At 64.3% G+C, this 22,236-nt stretch carries 12 protein-coding genes; 7 read left to right on the top strand and 5 right to left on the bottom strand.

Features of this window, described 5'->3' with window-relative positions; all coding sequences use genetic code 11:
• Positions 1–98: 98 nt before the first annotated feature.
• From BLU37_RS20860 to BLU37_RS20840, 5 genes are all read right to left on the bottom strand, one after another.
• On the bottom strand, positions 99–8,378 hold the full coding sequence (locus BLU37_RS20860) for a non-ribosomal peptide synthetase (protein WP_090208411.1): 8,280 nt from the start codon (positions 8,376–8,378) through the stop codon (positions 99–101).
• Between the two features lie 418 nt (positions 8,379–8,796).
• Complete coding sequence (locus BLU37_RS20855; protein ID WP_172833039.1) at positions 8,797–9,264, bottom strand: copper chaperone PCu(A)C; 468 nt, start codon at positions 9,262–9,264, stop codon at positions 8,797–8,799.
• A 33-nt stretch (positions 9,265–9,297) separates the two neighbouring features.
• Positions 9,298–9,903 carry an SCO family protein gene (locus BLU37_RS20850; RefSeq protein WP_090208403.1) on the bottom strand — a complete coding sequence of 202 codons (606 nt, stop codon included), beginning with the start codon at positions 9,901–9,903 and terminating at the stop codon, positions 9,298–9,300.
• 106 nt (positions 9,904–10,009) lie between these two features.
• Positions 10,010–10,417 carry a DUF2946 domain-containing protein gene (locus tag BLU37_RS20845; protein ID WP_090208400.1) on the bottom strand — a complete coding sequence of 136 codons (408 nt, stop codon included), beginning with the start codon at positions 10,415–10,417 and terminating at the stop codon, positions 10,010–10,012.
• A 153-nt stretch (positions 10,418–10,570) separates the two neighbouring features.
• Positions 10,571–11,320: a TetR/AcrR family transcriptional regulator gene (locus BLU37_RS20840; protein ID WP_010451590.1), complete on the bottom strand. Its 750-nt coding sequence runs from the start codon at positions 11,318–11,320 to the stop codon at positions 10,571–10,573.
• Positions 11,321–11,699: 379 nt separating this feature from the next.
• Here BLU37_RS20840 and BLU37_RS20835 point away from each other — a divergent pair, with 379 nt between their 5' ends.
• From BLU37_RS20835 to BLU37_RS20805, 7 genes are all read left to right on the top strand, one after another.
• Complete coding sequence (locus BLU37_RS20835) at positions 11,700–12,404, top strand: ABC transporter ATP-binding protein (RefSeq protein WP_090208397.1); 705 nt, start codon at positions 11,700–11,702, stop codon at positions 12,402–12,404.
• Complete coding sequence (locus BLU37_RS20830) at positions 12,401–13,600, top strand: ABC transporter permease (protein WP_090208394.1); 1,200 nt, start codon at positions 12,401–12,403, stop codon at positions 13,598–13,600. The genes BLU37_RS20835 and BLU37_RS20830 overlap by 4 nt, the downstream gene beginning before the upstream one ends.
• Positions 13,593–15,083: a TolC family protein gene (locus tag BLU37_RS20825; protein ID WP_090208392.1), complete on the top strand. Its 1,491-nt coding sequence runs from the start codon at positions 13,593–13,595 to the stop codon at positions 15,081–15,083. The genes BLU37_RS20830 and BLU37_RS20825 overlap by 8 nt, the downstream gene beginning before the upstream one ends.
• Entirely contained in the window at positions 15,073–16,353 is a 1,281-nt protein-coding gene (locus tag BLU37_RS20820; RefSeq protein WP_090208389.1) for an efflux RND transporter periplasmic adaptor subunit, read from the top strand. The genes BLU37_RS20825 and BLU37_RS20820 overlap by 11 nt, the downstream gene beginning before the upstream one ends.
• A gap of 265 nt (positions 16,354–16,618) precedes the next feature.
• Positions 16,619–16,921 (top strand): hypothetical protein, encoded by a 303-nt coding sequence (locus BLU37_RS20815; protein WP_090208386.1) that lies wholly within the window; start codon positions 16,619–16,621, stop codon positions 16,919–16,921.
• Between the two features lie 168 nt (positions 16,922–17,089).
• A complete protein-coding gene (locus BLU37_RS20810; protein WP_090208383.1) occupies positions 17,090–17,809 on the top strand; it encodes an HPP family protein in 720 nt (239 codons plus the stop codon).
• A 350-nt stretch (positions 17,810–18,159) separates the two neighbouring features.
• Positions 18,160–22,203, top strand: a complete 4,044-nt coding sequence (locus tag BLU37_RS20805) for a bifunctional nitrate reductase/sulfite reductase flavoprotein subunit alpha (RefSeq protein ID WP_090208379.1) — start codon at positions 18,160–18,162, stop codon at positions 22,201–22,203.
• Positions 22,204–22,236 lie beyond the last annotated feature (33 nt).

The raw sequence follows: 22,236 nt of genomic DNA, 5'->3' as shown, positions 1-22,236 counted from the left end.
CTTCCGTCGATGACTGCATTATTTTTCTTGGTTTCCTGGGGCGTGATTCGCCCCGCACGCCGCGACCCGGCCTTGTGGGCCGGGTCGCTCCCAGGGTCTCAGGGGGAAGCGCGGGTGTCCTGCGCCTGGGTAAAGAGGTAATCGAGCAGCGCTTCGATGGTCGGATGATCGAACATCACCCGCATCGGCAATTCGATGCCCAGCAGATCGTCGATACGGGCGACAATCCGGGTAGCCAGCAATGAATGACCGCCCAGTTGGAAGAAATTGTCGGTCAGGCCGACCCGCTCGCAACGCAGCACCTCGCACCAGATTTCGGCCAGGGCGAGCTCGATGGGCGTGCTCGGCGCGACATGACCGAGCCCCCCATGGGAGCTTTCGTCAGGACGCGGCAATGCCTGGCGGTCAAGCTTGCCGTGGGTGGTCAGCGGCAGGCTTTGCAGCCGGACATAAGCCGTCGGCACCATGTGTTCGGGCAAGGTCGCGGCAAGCTGTGCACGCAGGTCGCCGACATCCGCTGCCACGTCGCCGGTGGTGTAGTAGGCCACCAGGCGAAGGTCGCCCGGCTGGTCCTCGCGGGCGAGCACCACCGCCTCACGTACGCCCGGGCAACGGCCCAGGCAGGCTTCGATTTCCGCCAGTTCGATACGAAAGCCGCGAATCTTCACCTGGAAGTCGTTGCGCCCGAGGTATTCCAGGCTGCCATCGGCGCGATAGCGCGCCAGGTCGCCTGTGCGGTACAGCCGATCGCCTGCCACGAACGGGCTGTCAATGAAGCGCTCGGCAGTCAATTGCGCACGGTTGAGGTAGCCACGGGCAACACCGGCGCCACCGATATGGATCTCGCCTTCGACACCGATCGGCACCAGTTGCCCTGCCGCATCGAGCAGGTAGCAGCGCAGATCGGCCAGAGGCCGGCCAATGGCACTGGCACCGCTGCGTTCGGCATCTTCGGCGCGCAACGCCAGGTAGGTTGCGTGCACGGTGATCTCGGTGATGCCGTACATATTGACCAGTTGCGTGTCGCTGTTGCGCGGGTCGGCGAACCACGGCTTGAGCGTGGTCATTTCCAGCGCTTCGCCGCCAAACACCACGCAGCGCAGGCTGTGGGTCGACTCACTGCGGCTCTGGGCCTCAAGCAGCCCACGGAACGCACTGGGTGTCTGGTTGAGCACGGTCACCCGCTGTTCGCAGAGCAACCGGTAGAAATCTGCCGGAGCACGGCTCGTCAGCGCCGACACGATCACCAGACGCCCGCCATGCCACAGCGCACCCCAGATTTCCCAGACCGAGAAGTCGAAGGCAAAGGAATGGAACAACGTCCAGACATCATCGCGGTTGAACGAGAACAACGCGGCAGTGCCAGCGAACAGCCGAGTGATCTGGCGGTGCTCGACCATCACGCCCTTGGGCTGGCCGGTCGAACCCGAGGTATAGATGACATAGGCCAGGTTGGCCGGTGTCAGGCCCAAGTGCGCCGGGTCGAGGTTGTCCGCCGGGCAGTCGGCCCAGCTTTCGTTGTCGAGGTCGAGGCATTCGGGCGGATTCGCCAGCCCTTGCCGGGTCTCGGCCAGCAACGCGCGGGTCGCGCCGTGGGTGAGTACCAGTGCCACGCCGCTGTCCTGCAACAGATAGGCCAGGCGCTCGCCGGGATACGCCGGGTCCAGCGGCACATAGGCGCCGCCGGCCTTGAGAATCGCCAGCAGGCCCACCAGCATTTCCACCGAACGTTCGACACACAAACCCACCCGGACTTCCGGGCCGACACCGCGCTGGCGCAGGTGATGCGCCAGGCGATTGGCCCGGGCATTCAGTTCGCCATAAGCGACGCTGATGCCATCGCAGATGAGTGCCACGGCCGCAGGCTGCCGGGCAGCCTGGCGTTCGAATGCCTGGTGCAGGCAATCACTGCCGCCCGCGTCCGGCGCCGGCAGATTCCAGCTGTGCAACAACTGCCGGCGTTCGCTGGCGGGCAGAATATCCAAGCGGTCGGCACGGCTTTGGGGGGCCTCCTCAAGTGCCTGGACCAGGCTTTCCAAGGCCCGCTGCATCATTGCGCAGGTGCGTGTCGCATCGAGTGCGGCGCAAACCTGGGCACCGATGCGGAACCCTGCGCCGCTGTCGTCGACGGCCAGCACCAGCGGATAGTTGGTGCGCTCTTCGCCGCCCAGTACCTCGATGCCTTTCCAGGCCCCGGAGGTCGAGTCACCGCCTTCGGTCGCCCGCTCGCTATGTCGGTAGTTGAGCAGACTGGTGAACAACGGCGTTGGCGAGGCGATGGCGCTGCAACGCTGAGCCAGGGCCAGCGAGGCATGTTCGTGCTCGAACAGTCGGGTCAGCAAGCCATGGGTGCGGCGGACACAGGCCGCCACGCCTTCGGCGGCCAGGTCGATACGGATCGGCAAGGTATTGATGAAAGGCCCGAGGATGCGCTCGGCCCCCTCCCCGCCGTACAGGCGCCCGAACAGTACGGTGCCGAACATCACGTCGTGGCGACCGCTGGTGCGCGCCACCACCTGCCCCCAGGCGACGTGGAACAGGCTGGCCGGACTCACGCCCAACGCCTGGGCCGACTGGCGCAGACGCTGGCCGAGGCCGGCGTCGAGCATCAGCCGGGCCTCGCCGACACCGCTGCCATCGCCCTGGATGTCGAGCAGGCCGAACGGTGCGGACGGTTCGCTCATCCCCGCCAGCATGTCGCGGAAGAACTGTTCCTGGGCCGGCAGGTCGCCGCCCTTGACCCGTTGCGCGATGAAATTGCGGTAAGGCAAGGCCGGCAACAGGCTGGCCGCGTTGCCGTCGAGCAACGCCTCGACCTCGGCATTCAACTGCTTAAGCGAGGTGTTATCGTCGATGATGTGATGGAACAGGCGCAGGCCGAGCCAGCGCCCACTGGCCTCGTCCCGGGCGATCACCAGGCGCATCAGCGGTGCCCGGTCCAATGGCAGCCGGTAGTGTCGTGGGTCGAAGCGCTGGCGCAGTTGCGTGGAGATATCGCCTTCGGCCGGGTCCAGGTGCAACTCTTCGACCAGGCCGTCAACCTGCCGCCAGACCACTTGCACCGGCTCATCGAGGTCGTCCCAGAACACTGAGGTGCGCAGGATGTCGTGACGAGCGACGACGGTTTCCAGCGCGCCCACATAACGCTCCAGGGTCGCTCGGTCGCTGAAGCTCATCAGGCACCAGAGCAGATACGGATCGCCCTTGCGCGCCATCAGATGGTGGAACAGCATGCCTTCCTGCAGCGGCGACAACGGATAAATGTCCTGGACGTTGTCCGCGCCCCCCTCGACCGTGGCGACGATGGCGTCGATCTGCCGTTGCTCCAGGTCGACCAGCGGCAGGCAGGCGGGGCTGATCGGCTGGCCACGAACAATGCCATTGGGCGGAATCGGGGCCGCGAGCTGCGCCACGTCGACACCAGCGGCCAGCTCACGCAATACCGGGACGCTGAACATCAACCGGGCATCCAGCTCGATACCCTGCCGACGCAGGCGTTCGAGTACTCGCAGGGCCGACAGCGAATGCCCGCCCAAGGCAAAGAAATTGTCATCGCGACCGATCCGCTCACGGCCGAGCACATGGGCCCAGGCCTCGGCCAGGGCGGTTTCCACCGGCCCTTGCGGAGCACTGAACGGTCGGGTGCCAAAGGCACTGTCATCGGGGGCCGGCAAGGCCTTGCGGTCGAGTTTGCCGTTGGCGGTCAGCGGCAGCACCTCCAGGCTGACATAGGCGGCCGGAACCATGTGCTCCGGCAAGGCCGCCGCCAGTTGTGCTCGCAGTGCCTCGACGTTCGGTGCAGTGCCCTCGGCGAGCGTGTAGTACGCCACCAGACGCAGCTCGCCGGGCGTGTCCTCACGGGCAATGACCAGCGCATCGCGGACCCCGGCACAACGGGTCAGGCAGGCTTCGATTTCACCCAGCTCGATACGGAAACCACGGATCTTCACCTGGAAATCGTTGCGGCCAAGGAACTCCAGGCTGCCATCGGCCCGGTAGCGCGCCAGGTCGCCCGTGCGGTACAGGCGCTCACCGGGGACGAAGGGGTTGTCGATAAAGCGTTCGGCGGTCAGTTGCGCGCGATTCAGATAGCCGCGGGCAACCCCGGCGCCGCCAATATGGATTTCGCCTTCGGCACCGATCGGCAGCAACTGCCCGGCGGCATCGAGCAGGTAGCAGCGCAGATCCGCGAGTTTGCGGCCGATCGGGCTGCCAGGCTGTTCGGCATCTTCGGCACGCAGCGCCAGATAGGTTGCATGCACGGTGATTTCGGTGATGCCGTACATGTTGACCAGTTGCGTGTCACTGTTGCGCGGATCGGTGAACCACGGTTTGAGCGCGGTCATTTCCAAGGCTTCGCCACCGAACACCACTTGGCGCAGACTGTGGGCGGCCGTGCTGCGCGCCTGGGCAGCGAGCAGGCTGCGGAATGCGCTCGGGGTCTGGTTGAGCACCGTCACGCCCTGCTCGCAGATTAACTGGTAGAAGTCCGCCGGGGTCCGACTGGTCAGGCTCGGCACGATCACCAGACGCCCGCCATGGAGCAGCGCGCCCCAGATTTCCCAGACCGAAAAGTCGAAGGCGAAAGAATGGAACAGGGTCCAGACATCGTCGGCATTGAAGTCGAACTGCGCGGCAGTGCTGCTGAACAAACGGGCCACCTGGGCGTGCTCGATCATCACGCCCTTGGGCGTGCCGGTGGAGCCGGAGGTGTAGATCACGTAGGCCAGGTGATGCGGGGTCAGGCCCTGCTCCTGCGGGTCGAGATTGTCGGCGGGCCGTTCGGCCCAGCGCGTGGCGTCCGTTTCCAGGTCCAGCAGGCGTGGCTTGCTGGCCAAGCCCTTGCAGGCGGCCGTCAGGCTGGGCCTGGCGGCGGCGTGGGTCAGCACCACCGCCGGGGCACTGTCGGCGAGTAACAGGTGCAGACGCTCACTCGGATAGACCGGATCGAGCGGCACATAGGCGCCACCGGCCTTGAGAATGGCCAGCAGGCCCACCAGCATGTCCAGCGAGCGCTCGACACACAGGCCCACCAGCACATCGGGGCCAACGCCGAGAGTACGCAGGTAGCGCGCCAGACGGTTGGCACGGACGTTCAGTTCGCCGTAGCCCAGGGTCTGTCCGTCGAGGCTGACCGCCGGTGCCCAGGGATCGAGTGCCACCCGTTCTTCGAACAGGTGGTGCAGGCAGCGTGGCGGCTGGGCGGCATGGCTCACCTCGTTCCATTCGCTCAACAGCCGGTCGCGTTCTTCAGTGCCAATCACCGACTCACTGTCAAGGCGGCGCTCTGGCGCCTCCAGGCATTGCCCCAGCAACTGCAGATAATTGTCGCGCAAGCGGGTCATGGTTTCTTCCTTGAACAGGTCAGCCGAGTAGTTCCAGAGCAGCGACAGCGTGTCGGGATTATCGGCGCGGGTGCCCCGGGGAATCACCACCACCTCGATGTCGAATTTCGCCGTCTGGTTGCTGTAGGCCTCGAACAGCGAGAGATCGAACCCTGGTCCCTGCAGTCGTGGGATCTGCGAGTTGTGGAAGCTGAAGGCCACCTGGAACAGCGGATTGCGTGACAGCGAACGGCTGGGCTGAAACTCGCGCACCAGCCGCTCGAAAGGCACGCTTTCATGGTCGTAGACATCGAGCATCCGCTCGGCCGTGCGGCCCAGTAGCTGGCGCAAGGTCGGTGCACCACTGAGATCGGCGCGGATCACCACACTGTTGACGAACATCCCCAGGCAGCGCTCGTAGGCCACCGACTTGCGGTTGGCCACGGCCGAACCGACCAAGAAATCCTCGATGCCGCAACGTCGGCCCAGCCACAACTGGAAGACTGTAAACAACGTGGTGAAGACCGTGACCCCTTCGGCTTCGCTGAAGCGGCGCAGCCGGGTGGTCAGTTCGGCAGGCAATTCCAGGCGCAGTTGCCGGCCACGTCCGCTGCGCTGGGCCGGCCGAGGGAGGTCAGTGGGCAACGGCAGGGTGAAGGGCGCGTCCTGCAACTGCTGCCTCCAGAACTGCATCTGCCGCTCGTACTCGATCTCGGCCGCTGCGCTCTGCTGCCAGCGGGCGTAGTCAGCGTATTGCGCGCCCGGTGCCGGTAGCGGATCGCTGCGTTCGCCGTGGTGAAACTGATAGAGATGCAGCAGTTCCTGGAGAAACAGGTTAGCGCTCCAGCCGTCGTGCACGAAGTGGTGTTCGATATGCACCAGCGCGTAGGCCTCGACACCCCGCCGCACCAACAGCCAACGCACCAGCGGCAGGCGCGCGACGTCGATGGCGCGGTGCACTTCCTGCTCGACCCTTGCGATGAAGCCCTGCTCATCATCCGCCGGGATATCAATGCAGCTCAGGGCAGCACGGGCCTGTTCGTGCACACGCTGGTAAGGCACTCCTTCGCCGTCGTCATGGAAGGTGGTGCGGAAGATCTCATGACGCTCGACGATCTCGTCGAGACAGCGTTGCAGCAACGACTCATCGATCCGGCCATGGATGCTGATCACACTCTGGGCGTGATAGGCACGGGCGTCAGACACCCTGTTCAACCACCAGACGCCACTTTGCTGGTAGGACAGCGGCGCGATCGAGGAAGCTGCGGCAACCAGCGGTTCGGTGGCAGGTCCGGCGGCCAGCGGCTCGCTCAGCCGCAGGGCCACCTGATGCAATGTGCCATCGAGAAACAGGCTCTTGAGCGGCAGGTGCCGACCGCCCTGTTCGCGCACCCGCACGCTGATCTGCAAGGCACTCAGGGAGTCGCCGCCCAGGGCAAGAAAGTTGTCCTCGCGCCCGACTCGCGCGACGTTCAGCACCTCGGCCCAGATACCCGCCAGCCACTGTTCCAGTCCGTCCTGTGGCGCCACATACTCGCGGCTGATCAGCGCGCCGGCATCCGGCACCGGCAACGCCTGACGATCAAGCTTGCCGTTGGCGTTCAGTGGCCATTGCGCCAGGCGCATGCAGGCCGCCGGCAGCATGTGGTCGGGCAACGTCTGTCGGGCGTGTTCACGCAACTGTGCCGGCGTGATCTCACTGTCCGCCAGGTAATAGGCCACCAGTCGCCGCTCTCCTGGTGTGTCTTCGCGGGCGATCACCAGGGAATTCTCGACACCCGGCAAGGCGTTCAGACAGGCCTCGATCTCGCCAGGCTCGACCCGGAAACCCCGGACCTTGACCTGGAAATCGCTACGGCCGAGAAACAGCAATTGGCCATTGGGATCGAAGCGCGCCAGGTCGCCCGTGCGGTACAGGCGCTCGCCCGGTACGAAGGGGCTGTCGATAAAACGTTCGGCGGTCAGTTGCGGGCGATGGAGATAGCCACGGGCCACACCGCTGCCGCCGATGAACAGTTCGCCGACCTCCCCCAGGCGCACCGCAGCACCGGTCTCGTCCAGCAGGACCGCGCTGGCCTGGTCGATCGGCTCGCCGATCGGCACGGGCGAGTGCGGGTCATGGTATTCGTCACAGCGGTAGACTGTCGCCCAGATGGTGGTTTCGGTCGGACCGTAGGCATTGAACAGTCGCCGCCCCTTCGCCCAGGCAGCCACCAGCGCCGGGTTTGGCGCCTCGCCAGCAAGCACCAAGGTGCCCAGTTCGGGTAATGCGGCCGGCTCGCCAAGCCCGGCGAGCACCAGCGGTGGCAGGGTTGCATGGCTGATGCGCCGTTCGTGCAACACCTGCATCAGGTTGTCGCCCAGCAGCAACGTACCGGGCTCGACGATCTCCAGGCAAGCGCCATGGGTCAGGGCCATGACCCATTCGAAGACCGATGCATCGAAACTGAAGGACGCGAATTGCAGCACCCGATCCCCGGGGCCGACGGCGAACAGCGGGCCCTGCACCCGGGCCAGGTTGACCAGCCCGCGATGTTCGACCATCACGCCCTTGGGCATGCCGGTAGAACCGGAGGTGTAGATCACATACGCCAGGTGATGGTCGTTCAGGCCAAGGGACGGTGCTGGAAGATTGTGTTCGGGGCAATCGGCCCAGGCGGCTTCGTCCGTCAGGTCGAGTACCTCGGGCGGTTCGGCCAGACCCGCCAGCGCCGGGCTCAGACCGTCGAGCGCGCAGGCATGGGTCAATACCAGCCGTGGCGTGCAGTCGGCAAGCATGTGCGCGAGGCGTTGTGCGGGGTATGCGGGGTCCAGCGGGACGTACGCACCGCCGGCCTTGAGCACGGCCAGTACGGCCACCAGCATCTGCGGCGAACGCTGCAGGCACAGGGCAACGAGAGTATCGGGACCGACGCCCGCTGAGCGCAGGTGGTGGGCCAGCCGATTGGCCCGGGTGTCGAGTTGCTGGTAACTCAGGACCTGCCCCATGAAACTCAGCGCCGGGGCCGAGGGGGCACGCAATACCTGGGACTCGAACAATTGCTGGATAAGCATGGCGTTCGGTTCTCTGACCAATTCAAGCCTCTCATTCCCTTGGAGGATTCACGATCAGTGACAAAGCCTGCGCAGGGATGACAGCGCTAGGGTTGACCCGATCGGCTGCGATTGCTTGAACTGTGCCGTCCATAGCAATCTTCTTACACTGGAGGGGATTCTGTCCCACAGCGCGGGAGGATAATAACCACGAATTTTGTCGGCTGGGAATATAAAGTTACGTTTTCCCTATAGCGATTTCGCGCTTATGGCGGTAAACGCGCCGGTCCTGTTTCGAGCGCACGCCGTGACGGGCCATCCATGGCCCAACACGGCTAACCCGGCCTCCCAGGCGGGCGAATCGCGCAACAGAACGTCCACCGAGCCCGCTGGACGGGGCGTTTTTCGCAACCGAAGACGGCTCTGGCGGCCTGTACGGTCAGTGCGTCATCTTGCCGTGATCGTGCATCGGCATTTCGGTCAGAGCACGGGCCGTGGCCTTGACCTCGATCGACTCCTTAACGCCCTGGGCGTTCTCGACCACCAGGGTCAGTGGCACGCTATCGCCCTCCTTCACCTGGCCGACCAGGTTCATCAGCATGATGTGATAACCCTCGGGATCGATGTCGACGGCCTGGCCAGCGGGCAGTTCGACCGAGGCGACAGGCTGCATGCTCATGATGTCGTTCTGCATCTTCGACTCATGGATCTGTACGAGCTTCGCCACGGGCGAACTGGCCTCCAGCAACTTGCCACCCTCGCTGGAGGTAATACGCATGAAGGCCCCCGTGGACGGTTGTCCCGGAACAGTGGCACGAACCCAGGCATCTTCCACCAGAGTGTGCGCCGAGGCGTGCAGGCTGAGCATTCCAAGAATTGAAAAAGCGATGTACTTCAATGGTTTCATTTAAATATCTCGAATAATTCCAGCTGACGTCTGTCAGCAGACCGACATGACGGTAAGCAGGTCTTCGGCGCACTGTTGCGCCGTCAGCGACGGCGACAGGCCCAGGCGCAGACGTCCGCGGCTGTCGTAGACAAAGCTGGTGGCGGTGTGGGACAGCGTGTAAGTGGAGCCGGCCGGGATCTTTTCGTAGAACACCTTGAACTCCTTGGCCGTTTGCGCGGTTTCTTCCAGGGTGCCGTAGAGGGCGACGAAGCTCGGATCGAAGGCCTTGACGTAGGCGTCAAGCACCTCGGGCGTGTCGCGCTCCGGATCGAGGGTGATGAATACCACCTGCAGCTTGTCGCCATCGGGGCCCATCAGCTTCTTGGCCCGGGCTGCCCGGGCCAGCGCCGTCGGGCAGACCGCCGGGCACTGGGTGAAGCCGAAGAAGATCATCGGCATCAGGCCACTGAAGCTGCCGAGCAGCGTGACGTTGCCCTGGGTGTCCTTGAGCTTGAACTTGCGCCCGAGGATCTCGTCGCTCAGGTCCTTGCCGTACTTGTAGGACAGTTTGCCGGAGCTGTCGCAGCCGGCCAGCAAACCCAGACCCAGGACGCCGAGGCCGGCAACGACCTGGCGGCGAGTCAGTAACTCATTCATGTAAACGGCCCTCTCGGTAGCCTTTGTGCAACGCAAGGGGTGGCGACGCTCGTGCCCTGGCGCCATTGCGCGAGCGTGAGCTGCCGACCACGATTGGCAGGGTGGGTCAGGCGCGGGCCCCAGGCGGTGCGCGCGAGCGGGCACCGGGAAAGACCGGGGCCACGGCCTGCTGCGCACTGAACGTCGCGCTCGGGTAGCCGAGCGGTCGGACGCCAGCGAAGAACAGCGTGGTATGGGAGTCGGCCAGTGCCGGATGCTGGAACAGCAACGAGCAATAGCCGCATTTTTCCCACAATGCGAGATGATGGGACGATGGTTGCGGGCTGCGCTGCGCCACCAGGCCGATACCCGCCGGCGGGCCACCGCAGATATCGTCCAGCGCGGCCTGCGGGGCGCGGGCCTGGCTCATCCCCTGCCCAATCAGCGGACCGGCGAACACCAGCAGCATGGCGAGCAGGCTCAGCCAGGCTCCGGCACGGTGCCTGAGAGTTGCGCAGGGGATAAAGGAGGTCATGGGCCGGCAATTTACCACTGTCGCCCGCTTGACGTTGGCCGGTGCGACAAAATGGCACACGACCAGGTCCTGGCTGATTCACGGTGTCAGCGACGTCGCTACGGCAGGGGCAGACTGCACGCAAGTTCGATGCAGTTCACCGACGAGGCGCTGCTACTTGCTCGCCACCTTGGCGCCCAGCGATTGGCCCAGACGGATTTCATGCTGGATTTCCAGCACCCTTTCCAGGGCGCTGCTGGCCTGGGGATCCTGCATCGGTGCGTGAATCGCCGCAGACACCAGGCTGATCAACTTGGCCATGACTTCGGCATCGGTCGCCGGCCGTCCCAGGCTCATGGCCTGCATGAGAAAGCGCAACTCGGTACCGGCGATTACCCCGGAGATGGCCTTGAGGGCGAACTGCAGGCGCACGCCCACCTCGTTGCGTGGCATATCCGGCAAGGCCAGGGCAAAGGCATTGAAGAACCGCTCGAACACCGGCTGATAGTGTTCCTTCAGGTAGGCCTGGATGAAGGGTGACGTATCGCTGTAGACCCGCCCGAGAAAACGCACGAAAGAGCGCCCTTCCTCACCGGAACCGCTGCGTTCCAGACCCATGGCCGGAGCGAACAGCACGCCGAGCAGGGTGTCGCAGTCCAGCGGGCCATCAGCCTGCTCCTCGCAACGGGCGAGCAGTTCCAGACGTTGTTCGTTGAGGGGGCCGAGACGCTGTTCGAGCAGCGCGGTCATCAGGGAATCCTTGTCCCCGAAGTGGTAGTTCACTGCGGCCAGATTGACCTGGGCCCGTTCGGTGATCTGGCGCAGCAGTACGGCGTCATAGCCATACTTGGTAAACAGTGCCTCTGTGGCATCCAGCAAGCGAGTCTTGGTGACATTGGGAGCACTGAGTTTCTTTGCGACCATGGGGAGAGCCTTTACAAGGAGAGAGCTGATCGAACAAACTGTGTTTTAAAAATAAATTTGATTTTTATAACCCTGAAAGCCTTGAAACGCAAGCGCCTCGCTGGCTCCACCCTCGCGCAAGGCCCTAAACGACTCACGAAAAATGCGATGAAACGTCGATCAAAAGTGTTTCTTTTTGTCACAAAAGAGCAGCAAAAAACATCCGGTTTCCTCGCCCCGGACGGCTAGCATCGAATCGGGATCACGGCTACTATTCAAACAAAATTTTAAAATAGGAAAACAAAATCTGTGCCTGATCCTGCCTCGCAACGCACCTGGACACTTGCAGCACGCTCAGGTTCTGGCTGGATCGTGAACGGACCTGCCGGCGCGCTCAGCGATGACTGAAACGACAGCTCACCCAGGTCTCATTTCCTTGCAAGGCATCGATAAGACCTATCGCCTTGCCGAGCAACCCCTGACCATCCTCAAGGATGTCTCGTTGTCCATCGAAGCCGGTGAAAGCTGCGCCATCCTGGGTGCATCGGGTTCCGGCAAAAGTACCCTGCTCAATATTCTCGGCCTGCTCGACCTGCCCAACAGCGGCCGCTACCACTTCGCCGGACACGATATCTTCAGTGCCAGCCCCGACCAGTTGGCGGCCATTCGCAATCAGCAGATCGGTTTCGTGTTCCAGAGCTTCAACCTGCTGCCACGCCTGGACGCCCTCGACAACGTCGCCCTGCCCCTGAGCTATCGTGGCGTGCCGCGCGGCGAGTCGCTGGCCCGGGCCAGGGTGGTGCTCGAACAGGTCGGTCTGGGCGAACGCGCCCACCATCGCCCCGCCGATCTCTCCGGCGGCCAGCGCCAGCGCGTGGCGATTGCCCGGGCGCTGGTCGGCGAGCCCTCGGTGATCCTCGCCGACGAGCCGACCGGCAACCTCGATAGCAGCACGGCCCAGGAAATCATGGACCTGTTGCTGGAACTCAACCGGGAGCGTCAGGTAACGCTGATCATCGTCACCCACGATCCGCACATCGCCAAACGCCTGCATCGGCAGATCCGCGTGCACAACGGCGTGGTGCACGAGACGTGTCCGGCATGAGCCTGCAGGTCGAGCAGAGCGCCAGCCAGTTGCTGCACGAGGCGTTCGTCAGCCTGCGCACGCTGGGCAAACGTTCGGTACTGGCGCTGCTCGGGATCATCATCGGCAGTTCGTCAGTGGTGGCGTTGATCAATATCGGCCACAACGCGGCGCAGGAGGCGGCGGCGATCTTCAAGGACATGGGCACCGATACCCTGGTCGCCCAGTTTCCCGGCAATGCCGACCTGCGCGAGCCGATGCCCGCCAGCCTCGATACCGCGCGCCTGCAGGCGCTGGTTCCGGCCGTGCTGTACCTGGCGCCACTCGTACTCTCCAGCGGCTCGGTGGTATTCCAGGGGCACGCCACCAATGCCAACTGGGTCGGCAGTACCACACAATTGGCCGGGGCCATGCGCCTGAAAGTCCGCGAGGGACGTTTCCTGTCCGACTTCGACCAGGGCGAAACCTATGTCGTGGTCGGTGATCGCATTGCCCGTACCCTGGGCAGCGCCGGCCTGCCATTGCGCATCGGCGACCGGATCCGCCTCAACGACTACCTGTTCCAGGTCATCGGAATCCTGCACAGTCAGCCCGCGGCCGTGCTGATCCCGGTACAAACCGACGACTCGCTGTTCCTGCCGCTGGCCGGGATGAGGCGCATCGTCGATGGTCCCCAGATCAGCAGCGTGATTGCCCGGGCCGCGGCCGAGCAGAACATGGAAACCGTTGCCAGCGATCTGACCGGGGCGCTGAAAAGCACCCTGCGCGGGCGCGAGGTGGAAGTGCAGATACCCCAGCAGATGATCGACGGCATGACCCGCCAGAGCCGGACCTTCGGTTACCTGCTGATGGCCCTGGGGGGGATTTCATTGGTGGGCGGTGGCGTGGGGGTCATGAATGTGATGCTGATGAATGTATCCGAACGCCGACGGGAGATCGGTATTCGCATGGCGCTGGGGGCAAGACGGCGGGACATTCGCAACCTCTTCCTGCTCGAAGCCGTGACACTGACGGCGGTGGGCGCGCTGTCCGGGGCGATCCTGGGGGTCACTGCGGCGTATCTGTATGCCCGGTTGTCCGGCTGGCAGTTCTCCCTGGCCGCTGCCTCCTTGCCGCTGGGGGTCGGCAGCACGTTGCTGGTGGGGCTGTTCTTCGGGCTCTATCCGGCCATTTCCGCCTCACATCTGCAACCGGTGGAGGCACTGCGCGATGAATAGGTGCAGGCCATGGACGGCCACCCTGCTCTGCCTGCTCTGCGGCCCGGTCTTTGCCGCCAGTTCCCTGGTCGGCCAGCCATCGGCACCGTCCCTGCGCAACAGCCCGACGCGCAGCGTGCTGCTCAGCGAACAGAAGACCGACCTGACCCTGGGCGATGCGGTCTACCTGGGGCTGCGCAACAACCGGGGCATTCGCAGCGCCTATCTGCAGCGCATCGCCCAGAAGTTCGACCTGCGGGTTTCCGAGGATACCTTCAACCCCAAGCTGCTGCTCTCCGGCCAATACCGCACGACCAAGGGTTCCCAAGACAACGTTCGCAACACCACATTGTCGCCGACCGCCAGCCTGCTCGGCGAATACGGCACCCGGCTGAGCATGGCCTGGACCCAGCAGTTGAACAATGCCGATGTCGCCGGTCGCTATCGCAGCGATGGTCTCGACCTGGCAATCGTCCAGCCGCTGCTGCGCGGTGCCGGCTGGGACGTGACCACCGCGCCGCTGCGCCTGTCGCGCATCTCCGAGCAGATCAACCGGCTCAACCTCAAGGCCAGTGTGTCCCAGACCATCAGCGATATCATCAGCGCCTACCGGGAAATGCTCCGCTCCCAGGAGCAACTGATCATCGCCCAGGACGCGCTCAAGCGTGCCAAGGCGCTGCTGGAGGTGAACAAGGCGCTGATCGCTTCCGGACGCATGGCCGAGTTCGAGATCGTCCAGACCGAAGCCGACATCGCCACCCAGGAGCTGGGAGTCGAGGAAGCCCGCAACCAGGTGGATATCAATCGCCTGGCGCTGCTGCGCCTGCTGGCCCTGGACCTGTCGACGCCCATCCATGCCAGCGAGGCGCTGGAAGCGGCGCCGGTCAGTATCGACAAGCAGGACGCCCTGCGCCTGGCCAGGGTCCAGCAACCGCTGTACCTGGCCACCCTGCTGGGCAGCCAACAGGCCGACCTCAATCTGGTGATCGCCAAGGATCAGAGCCGCTGGGATGTGTCGCTGGTGGCCGGCGCCAACCAGATCCGTGACCGTCTCGACAGTGATGCCGGCAACAGCGGTTCACGGCGCTGGGACAGTTACGCCGGGGTCCAGGTGCAGATTCCGATTGGCGACCTGAGCACGCGCCAGGCCGAGGTGCATGCGCGGGTCGACGTGGAGAACCAGGAACTGATCCAGGCCGACGCCCGCCAGGCCCTGGAACGCAGCGTCAACGACGTGGTGCGCGATCTCGGTACCCGCTGGCGGCAGTATGAGATCGCCCGGCGCGCGGAGGATCTGTCGCGACGCAAACTGAATATCGAACGGGAAAAACTCAGCGCCGGCCGCTCGAGCAACTTCCAGGTGCTGAGCTACGAGGGCGATCTGCGCAGCGCCGAGAACGCCCGCCTCAATGCGCTGATCGCCTACCTGAACGCCCAGACGCAACTGGATCTGACCCTGGGCATGACTCTGGAGAGCTGGGACATTGCACTCAATGACTACTGACAAGCAGGCCCGGCGCAAACGCTGGATACAGGCCGGTGGGCTACTGCTGGCGGTGGCGCTGGCCGCTGTCGTCTTCACCAGCCTGCGCGCACCCGCCGCCGCCGAGCCCAGTACCGGGCGCTGGATAGCGGTGCAACCGGCACCGCTGGTGCACCAGATCGGCCTGGTGGGCAAGATCGAACCGCAGAAGACCATCATCCTGACCGCCCCGTTCGAAGGCAATGTACAGGCCATTCTGGTGGAACAGGGGCAGCGGGTCGAAGCCGGACAGACGTTGTTGCAGATGGACCCGGGCCTGCTGGAGATCCAGTTGCGCGATGCGCTGTCGGCCCAGCTCAAGGCCCGTCGCGCGGTGCAGGAACTGCAGGACTGGAACAACAGCCAGCAGGTGGCACGAGCCCGGCGTACCCTGCGCAGTGCACAGATGACGGCCAGCAACACCGAGCGCAAACTGGGCGAAAGCCAGAACCTGTTCGAGCGCGGCATCATCCCCCGCAATGAACTGCAGGATCTGCAACAGCAGTTGCAAAGCCAGCGTATGGACCTGAGCGCCGCCGAAGGCGACCTGCAACAGGCGCTGGATCAGGGCAAGGGCGAATACCGGCAGATCGCCGATATGGAACTGACCAATGCCACGGTCAAGTACGAGACACTCAAGGCGCTGCTGGACGGCAAGAACGTGGTCGCGCCGTTTGCCGGTATCGTCGTCCCCGCCCCCGGCGCCAACGGCTCGCAGAACTCCGCCAACAACAACTCGGCGCCGGTACAGACCGGCAGCCGGGTCAGCCAGGGCCAACTGTTGTTCGGTCTGGCAAACATCGAACAGTTGAAGATCGTCAGCAAGGTTTCCGAGCTGGACATCAACCAGTTGCACCAGGGCCAGAGCGTCGAGATCCTCGGTGACGGCTTCGATGGCGAACGGCTCAGTGGCTCGGTCGATATCGTCAGCAGCCTGGCCCTGCCCAACGAGACCCCGGGAGGCAGTGCCCAGTTTCCGGTGACGCTGTCGATTCCCAAACTGAACCGCGAGCAGTTGCAGCGGGTACGCCTGGGCATGAGCGCCCGCCTGACCATCGTCACCTACCGCAACGACCAGGCGTTCGTCCTGCCGACGGCAGCGATCCTGCGCGATGCCAAGGGCACGGCGGTGGATTATCGCGAGGCGCTGGACCAACCGATCAAACGCCTGCCGATTACCACCGGGCAGGCGACGCCGGATGGGGTCGAAGTGTTCGGCCTGCAGCCGGGATTCGTGCGGGTCGTCGAGTGAGTCCGGGCAGTTCGCCAGTAGTAGTGAGCCTGCGCTAGTTAGCCAGCATTGGTTAGAAAACTCCTACGCATAAAGCGGTAAATATGACGGTTACTACAATCCCTGCCCAGCCGGCCCGGGTCGGCTCCTGACTTACAATGAGTCCGCCGATCGACTGAACTCGAAACCCGGCTTTTCCTACTTTGGTACGGGATACTTTCCGATTTCGTCGCGACACACCTGATGCCTCCCGAGCGAATGCCGCAGCCATTGGCAAGGAACTCCCATGTGCGACCCAAACGAGAAAAGCGCCGGCCCGCCCCTGTTCCACCCCGCTCAACCACAAGCGTCACCGGCCACGCTCGCAGCGGCTGACGTGGCGGCGTCGGCCTTGCTCGGGCTGATGGGATTACGCGACGCGCTGGTGGCGTTCAAGGGACCACTGGCCGACGACCCGGAATTTCGCCGAGTCATCGAGCACTTGCTGTTCGGCCATGAGACGCGCGAACGCATGCTCGGTCAACCGGCTCACCGGCCAGCTCAGGAACGCCCGGTGGACTGGCTGATCGGTCAACCACCCGGGTTTTAAATTCAAAAATAATGCACTTGAAGCGCATTATTATGAATTGGCCAGCGATACGCGGAGGCGGCACACTGGGCTCGTTCCTTCCCCCAAATGTCGGAACCTTGAAAGGGCTTGGCGCCAGTCGCCCAAGCCCTTTTTTTCCCATGCCTTTCGAAGTGGATCGTCCTCGACATGCTTGCCCGCTGGTCTCGCCGCCTGTTGCCCCCCTCGCTCAATACTCGCCCAACAGAATGGAGCCGCGCCGCCATCGGCGTTGCCCTGGGTACTTTGATCAGCGTCTGGACCTGCGCCCAGTTGTTCGGGCTGTCGGTGGCGCTGCACCTGATAGGGCCGCTGGGGGCCTCGGCCGTGTTGCTGTTCACCGTCTCTTCGGGCGCCCTCGCCCAGCCCTGGTCACTGATCGGCAGTTATTTCTGCTCCACCCTGGTATCGATGCTGGTGGTGCACTTCCTTGATCGCAGCCTGGGCAGTGCCGGCCTGGCGGTGGGGCTGGCGCTGCTGACCATGTGCCTGTTGCGCTGTCTGCATCCGCCGGCCGGCGCCCTGGCGCTGCTGATGGTGATCGCCGACCCGGAGACCATCGCACTGGGCTGGCGGGTACTGGAGCCGGTGATGCTCGCGGCGGCTTGCCTGCTCTTGGTCGCCATCGGCTACAACAACCTGACCCGGGTCCGTTACCCCAAGGTGCATGTCGAGCCACCCAGTACCTTCATCAGCCCCCATCAGCCCGGTGAACCGCCCGGTATTACCCGTGATGACCTTGAGCAGGCCCTGGCGCAGATGGAGGAATTCATCGATGTGACGCCCGAGGACCTGGAGCAACTGATCAACGCCTGCGAGGCCCAGGCCAGGCGCCGCAGCATCGGCGAGGTGTTTGCCTCCCGTCGCTGATTTTTGCCCCATGCTGGAGCAGGCGGCCCGGCAGACAGCCGTTGACGGTGCAAGCCGGCCATTCACGGGCAGCTCCGCGCCCATAGAGTGACACCGGGCGAGCCCCATGTGGAAACCGCCAGCCGGCGCGCGGTGGCTGGCGATAGCGCCCGCTCAGGCGCCAGGCAATCGCACCCTCACCCCACGCTTCGTCCAGATTGGCGCAAAGCTTGCTAGAACCGGAATAACAGCCGTCAACGCAGACGGTTGATTTCACGACAAAGGCGTTGTGTTGCCCCGTTTCGACGGAGTGCGACACAGCGCCTTTGTCTTTTCTGCAAGTTTTGTTTCCCGGGCAGGAGCAACGGACCATGACCCAGACCAGCGTGCGCAGCGTGTGCCCCTACTGCGGTGTCGGCTGCGGCATCGTCATGCAAGTGCGTGATAATCAGGTGATCAAGGTCAGCGGTGACAAGCAGCACCCGACCAACTTCGGGCGCCTCTGCACCAAGGGCAGCACCTGTGCCCAGCCACTAACCCACCCCGGGCGAATGGCCCAGGCCTTCCTGCGCCACGAACGCAAGCGTGACCCCGGCCAGGTCGGCATGGACCAGGCCATCAGCGAAACGGCACGCCGGCTCAAGGCGATCCTGCTCGAACACGGGCCCGATGCCTTGTCGTTCTATGTGTCGGGACAGATGTCGCTGGAGGCCCAGTACCTGATCAACAAACTGGCCAAGGGCTTTATCCGCACCCACCTGATCGAGTCCAACTCCCGCCTGTGCATGGCCAGTGCCGGTGCCGGCTACAAGCTGTCGCTGGGAGCCGACGGGCCACCGGGCTCCTATCAGGACTTCGACAAGGCCGAGCTGTTCTTCGTGATCGGTGCCAACATGGCCGACTGTCACCCGATCCTGTTCCTGCGCCTGATGGACCGACTCAAGGCCGGCGCCCGGCTGATCGTGGTCGATCCACGGCGCAATGCCACCGCCGACAAGGCCGACCTGTTCCTGCAGATCAAGCCGGGCAGCGACCTGGCCCTGCTCAACGGCCTGCTGCACCTGCTGGTGAAAAACGGCCACACCGATCCCGAATTCATCGCCCGCTTCACCGAGGGTTGGGAGGCGCTGCCGGACTTCCTTGAAGACTATCATCCGGCCCGGGTCGCCAGCCTCACCGGCCTGCCCGAAGCGCAGATCCGCCAGGCCGCGCAGTGGATCGGCGAGGCGGCCGAGTGGATGAGCTGCTGGACCATGGGTCTGAACCAGAGCACCCACGGCACCTGGCACACCAACGCGCTGTGCAACCTGCACCTGGCCACCGGGGCGATCTGCCGCCCCGGCAGTGGGCCGTTTTCCCTCACCGGCCAACCCAACGCCATGGGTGGCCGGGAAATGGGCTACATGGGCCCGGGGTTGCCCGGCCAACGCTCGGCCCTGGTCCCCGCCGACCGCGAATTCATCGAAGACCTCTGGCAGATTCCCCGCGACAGCCTGAGCCAACGGGTCAGCGGCGGCAGCGTCGCGCTGTTCGAAGACATGCAGGCGGGCAAGATCAAGGCCTGCTGGATCATCTGCACCAACCCGGTGGCGTCCGTACCCAATCGGCAGACAGTGATTGCCGGGCTGCAAGCGGCCGAGCTGGTGATCGCCCAGGACGCCTTTCTCGACACCGAGACCAATGGTTACGCCGATATCCTCCTGCCGGCCGCGCTATGGGCCGAAGCCCAGGGCGTGATGATCAATTCCGAGCGCAACCTGACGCTGATGCGCAAGGCCGTCGATGCACCGGGCCAAGCCCTGCCGGACTGGCAGATCATCGCCCGGGTGGCCTGCGAAATGGGCTATGCCGAGGCGTTCAGCTACGCCAGTGCCGCTGAGGTGTTCGACGAGATCAAGCGCGCCTGGAACCCGAAAACCGGTTACGACCTGCGCGGCGCCAGCTACGAACGCCTGGAACAGACGCCCTTGCAGTGGCCCTGCGGCCCCGGTCAGCAGGCCGACCGTAATCCGATCCGCTACCTCAACGACGGCCTGGGAAAACCCGCGCAAGCGGCCGCCGACGGCAGCAAGCCACATTTGCTGTTCCCCACCGCCAGCGGCAAGGCGATGTTTTTCGCCCGGCCCTGGCAGCCGGCGGCCGAGCAACCTGACGCTGACTTCCCGCTGGTGCTCAACACCGGCCGTCTGCAACACCAGTGGCACACCCTGACCAAGACCGGCAAGGTCACGACGCTGAACAAGCTCAACCCTGGCCCCTTCATCGAAATCAACCCGCTCGATGCCGCGCGCCTGGGCATTGCCGAAAAGGATGGCGTCGAGATCCGTTCGGTCCGTGGCCGAGCGGTGCTGCCGGCGCAGATCAGCGACCGGGTGGCAGCGGGCAACTGCTTCGCGCCCTTTCACTGGAACGATGTCTATGGCGAAGACCTGGCGATCAATGCCGTCACCCACGACGCCGTGGACCCGATCTCGCTGCAACCGGAATTCAAGTTCAGTGCCGTGGCGCTGAGCCGGGTCGACGTCCCCCAGCCTGATCCACTGCCCTTGCCCACGCGCACGGAGGCTCCGCATACCATGCAGACTCAAGCCCTGGCCCGGATCCTCGGGTTCGACACCGCACCCAGCATTCAACTGGCGCCCAATGAAAACCTCTACCTGCAAGGTTTCCTGCTGGGACTGGGCAGCAGCCAGGCCAACGCCGGGCTGCCGACGCTACCGGCCAGCGCCCCGTTGCAACCCGCCAACCGACTGATCATCGAGGGGATTCTGGCCGGTCTGTTCTCCCGCCAGGAGTCGGCACAACCGAACCCCAGCGGTTCGGAACAGCCCCCGCTGTTGCTGCTCTGGTCATCGCAAACCGGGACGGTGGAAGCGTTTGCCAAATCGGCCGCCGAGCGTTTGCAGGAGAAAGGCCATCGGGTGCGCCTGGCATCGATGGACAGCATCCAGGCCAAGGAGCTGAGCCAGGCCGGCCGTGCCCTGCTGCTGACCAGTACCTTCGGTGATGGTGAGCCACCGGACAACGCCCATGGTTTATGGCAGGCGCTGGCGGCGGACAACGCGCCGAGCCTTGAGAACCTGCGCTTCGCCGTGTTGGCCTTCGGCGACTCCAGCTACGAGCAGTTCTGCGGTTTCGGCCGCAAGCTCGACGAACGCCTGCACAGTCTCGGCGGCCAACGTCTGGCGGCGCGGGTCGACTGCGAACCGGACTATCAGGAACCGGCCAGCGCCTGGCTGGACAAACTCGATTCGGCCCTGGCCGCCAAGCCCGTATCGGTCGCCAGCGCGCCGCGCTACAGCCGCCAGCAACCGCTACCGGCGCGGTTGAAACACAACCGCCTGCTCAGCGGCCCTGACGCGACCAAGGAAACCCGGCAATTCGTCTTCGACCTGGCGGACAGCGGACTCGACTATCAGGCCGGCGATGCCCTCGGGGTCTGGCCCAGCCATTGCCCCGAAGCAGTCGAGCGACTGCGCAGTTGCCTGAGCACCGCCGATGCCGAGACGGTGGTGACCGTCAAGGACAAGACACCGATGCCGCTGATCGAGGCGCTGAGCCGTCACCTGGAGATCGGCCGCATCAGTCCCGCCCTGTTGCAACTGGTGTTCCAGCGCTCGGGCAGCCACCAGCTCAAGCGTCTGCTGGCCGACGAGCACAAGACCGAACTCAAGGATTGGCTCTGGGGCCGGCAACCGGCGGACCTGCTGCGTGAACTGCAGGTCGATCTCGGCGCCCAGGAACTGGTGGATTGCCTGAAACCGCTGCAACCGCGGCTGTATTCGATTGCCTCAAGCCCCAAGGTGCACCCGCGCGAGGTTCATCTGACGGTCTCGACCGTTCGTTACGAGCGTGGCGGCCACCCGCGTTCCGGCTGCTGCTCGGGCTTTCTCGCTGATCGTACCGAGGGCCTGGAGGTGCCGATCTTCGTGCAGAAATCGGCCAATTTCCGGCCGCCCGCCGATCCCCAGGCGCCGATGATCATGGTCGGCCCTGGTACCGGGATCGCGCCCTTCCGGGCCTTTCTCCAGGAGCGTCAGGCGATTGGGGCGAGCGGAAAGAACTGGTTGTTCTTCGGCGAACAGCATGCCGCCAGCGATTTCTATTACCGCGAGGAACTGCAGGCCTGGTCTGATCAGGGCCACCTGCAGCGGCTCGATACGGCGTTTTCCCGCGATCAGGCACAGAAGATCTACGTGCAGCAGCGGATGATCGAGCAAGGAGCACAGTTGTGGGCCTGGCTGGAGGAAGGTGCCGGGTTCTACGTGTGCGGCGATGCCAGCCACATGGCGCGGGATGTCGATGCCGCGCTCAAGCAGGTGATACGCACCCACGGAGGGCTGGATGCGGATGAGGCACAGGCATATGTCGCCGCGTTGGCGGCAGACAAGCGTTATGTGCGAGATGTGTACTGATCGACGAAGGGTCCGCAAGAACGCCCCCATAGC

The organism is Pseudomonas asplenii, from assembly GCF_900105475.1.
Classification (GTDB): domain Bacteria; phylum Pseudomonadota; class Gammaproteobacteria; order Pseudomonadales; family Pseudomonadaceae; genus Aquipseudomonas; species Aquipseudomonas asplenii.
Note: the sequence above shows the minus strand (reverse complement) of the source record. Positions and strands in the feature narration are given on the sequence as shown.

Coding starts and splice junctions, on each gene's coding strand:
- BLU37_RS20820 (WP_090208389.1), top strand. CDS start 15,073: ATGACTACTGACAAGCAGGCCCGGCGCAAACGCTGGATACAGGCCGGT.
- BLU37_RS20840 (WP_010451590.1), bottom strand. CDS start 11,320: ATGGTCGCAAAGAAACTCAGTGCTCCCAATGTCACCAAGACTCGCTTG.
- BLU37_RS20825 (WP_090208392.1), top strand. CDS start 13,593: ATGAATAGGTGCAGGCCATGGACGGCCACCCTGCTCTGCCTGCTCTGC.
- BLU37_RS20845 (WP_090208400.1), bottom strand. CDS start 10,417: ATGACCTCCTTTATCCCCTGCGCAACTCTCAGGCACCGTGCCGGAGCC.
- BLU37_RS20830 (WP_090208394.1), top strand. CDS start 12,401: ATGAGCCTGCAGGTCGAGCAGAGCGCCAGCCAGTTGCTGCACGAGGCG.
- BLU37_RS20855 (WP_172833039.1), bottom strand. CDS start 9,264: ATGAAACCATTGAAGTACATCGCTTTTTCAATTCTTGGAATGCTCAGC.
- BLU37_RS20860 (WP_090208411.1), bottom strand. CDS start 8,378: ATGCTTATCCAGCAATTGTTCGAGTCCCAGGTATTGCGTGCCCCCTCG.
- BLU37_RS20835 (WP_090208397.1), top strand. CDS start 11,700: ATGACTGAAACGACAGCTCACCCAGGTCTCATTTCCTTGCAAGGCATC.
- BLU37_RS20810 (WP_090208383.1), top strand. CDS start 17,090: ATGCTTGCCCGCTGGTCTCGCCGCCTGTTGCCCCCCTCGCTCAATACT.
- BLU37_RS20850 (WP_090208403.1), bottom strand. CDS start 9,903: ATGAATGAGTTACTGACTCGCCGCCAGGTCGTTGCCGGCCTCGGCGTC.
- BLU37_RS20815 (WP_090208386.1), top strand. CDS start 16,619: ATGTGCGACCCAAACGAGAAAAGCGCCGGCCCGCCCCTGTTCCACCCC.
- BLU37_RS20805 (WP_090208379.1), top strand. CDS start 18,160: ATGACCCAGACCAGCGTGCGCAGCGTGTGCCCCTACTGCGGTGTCGGC.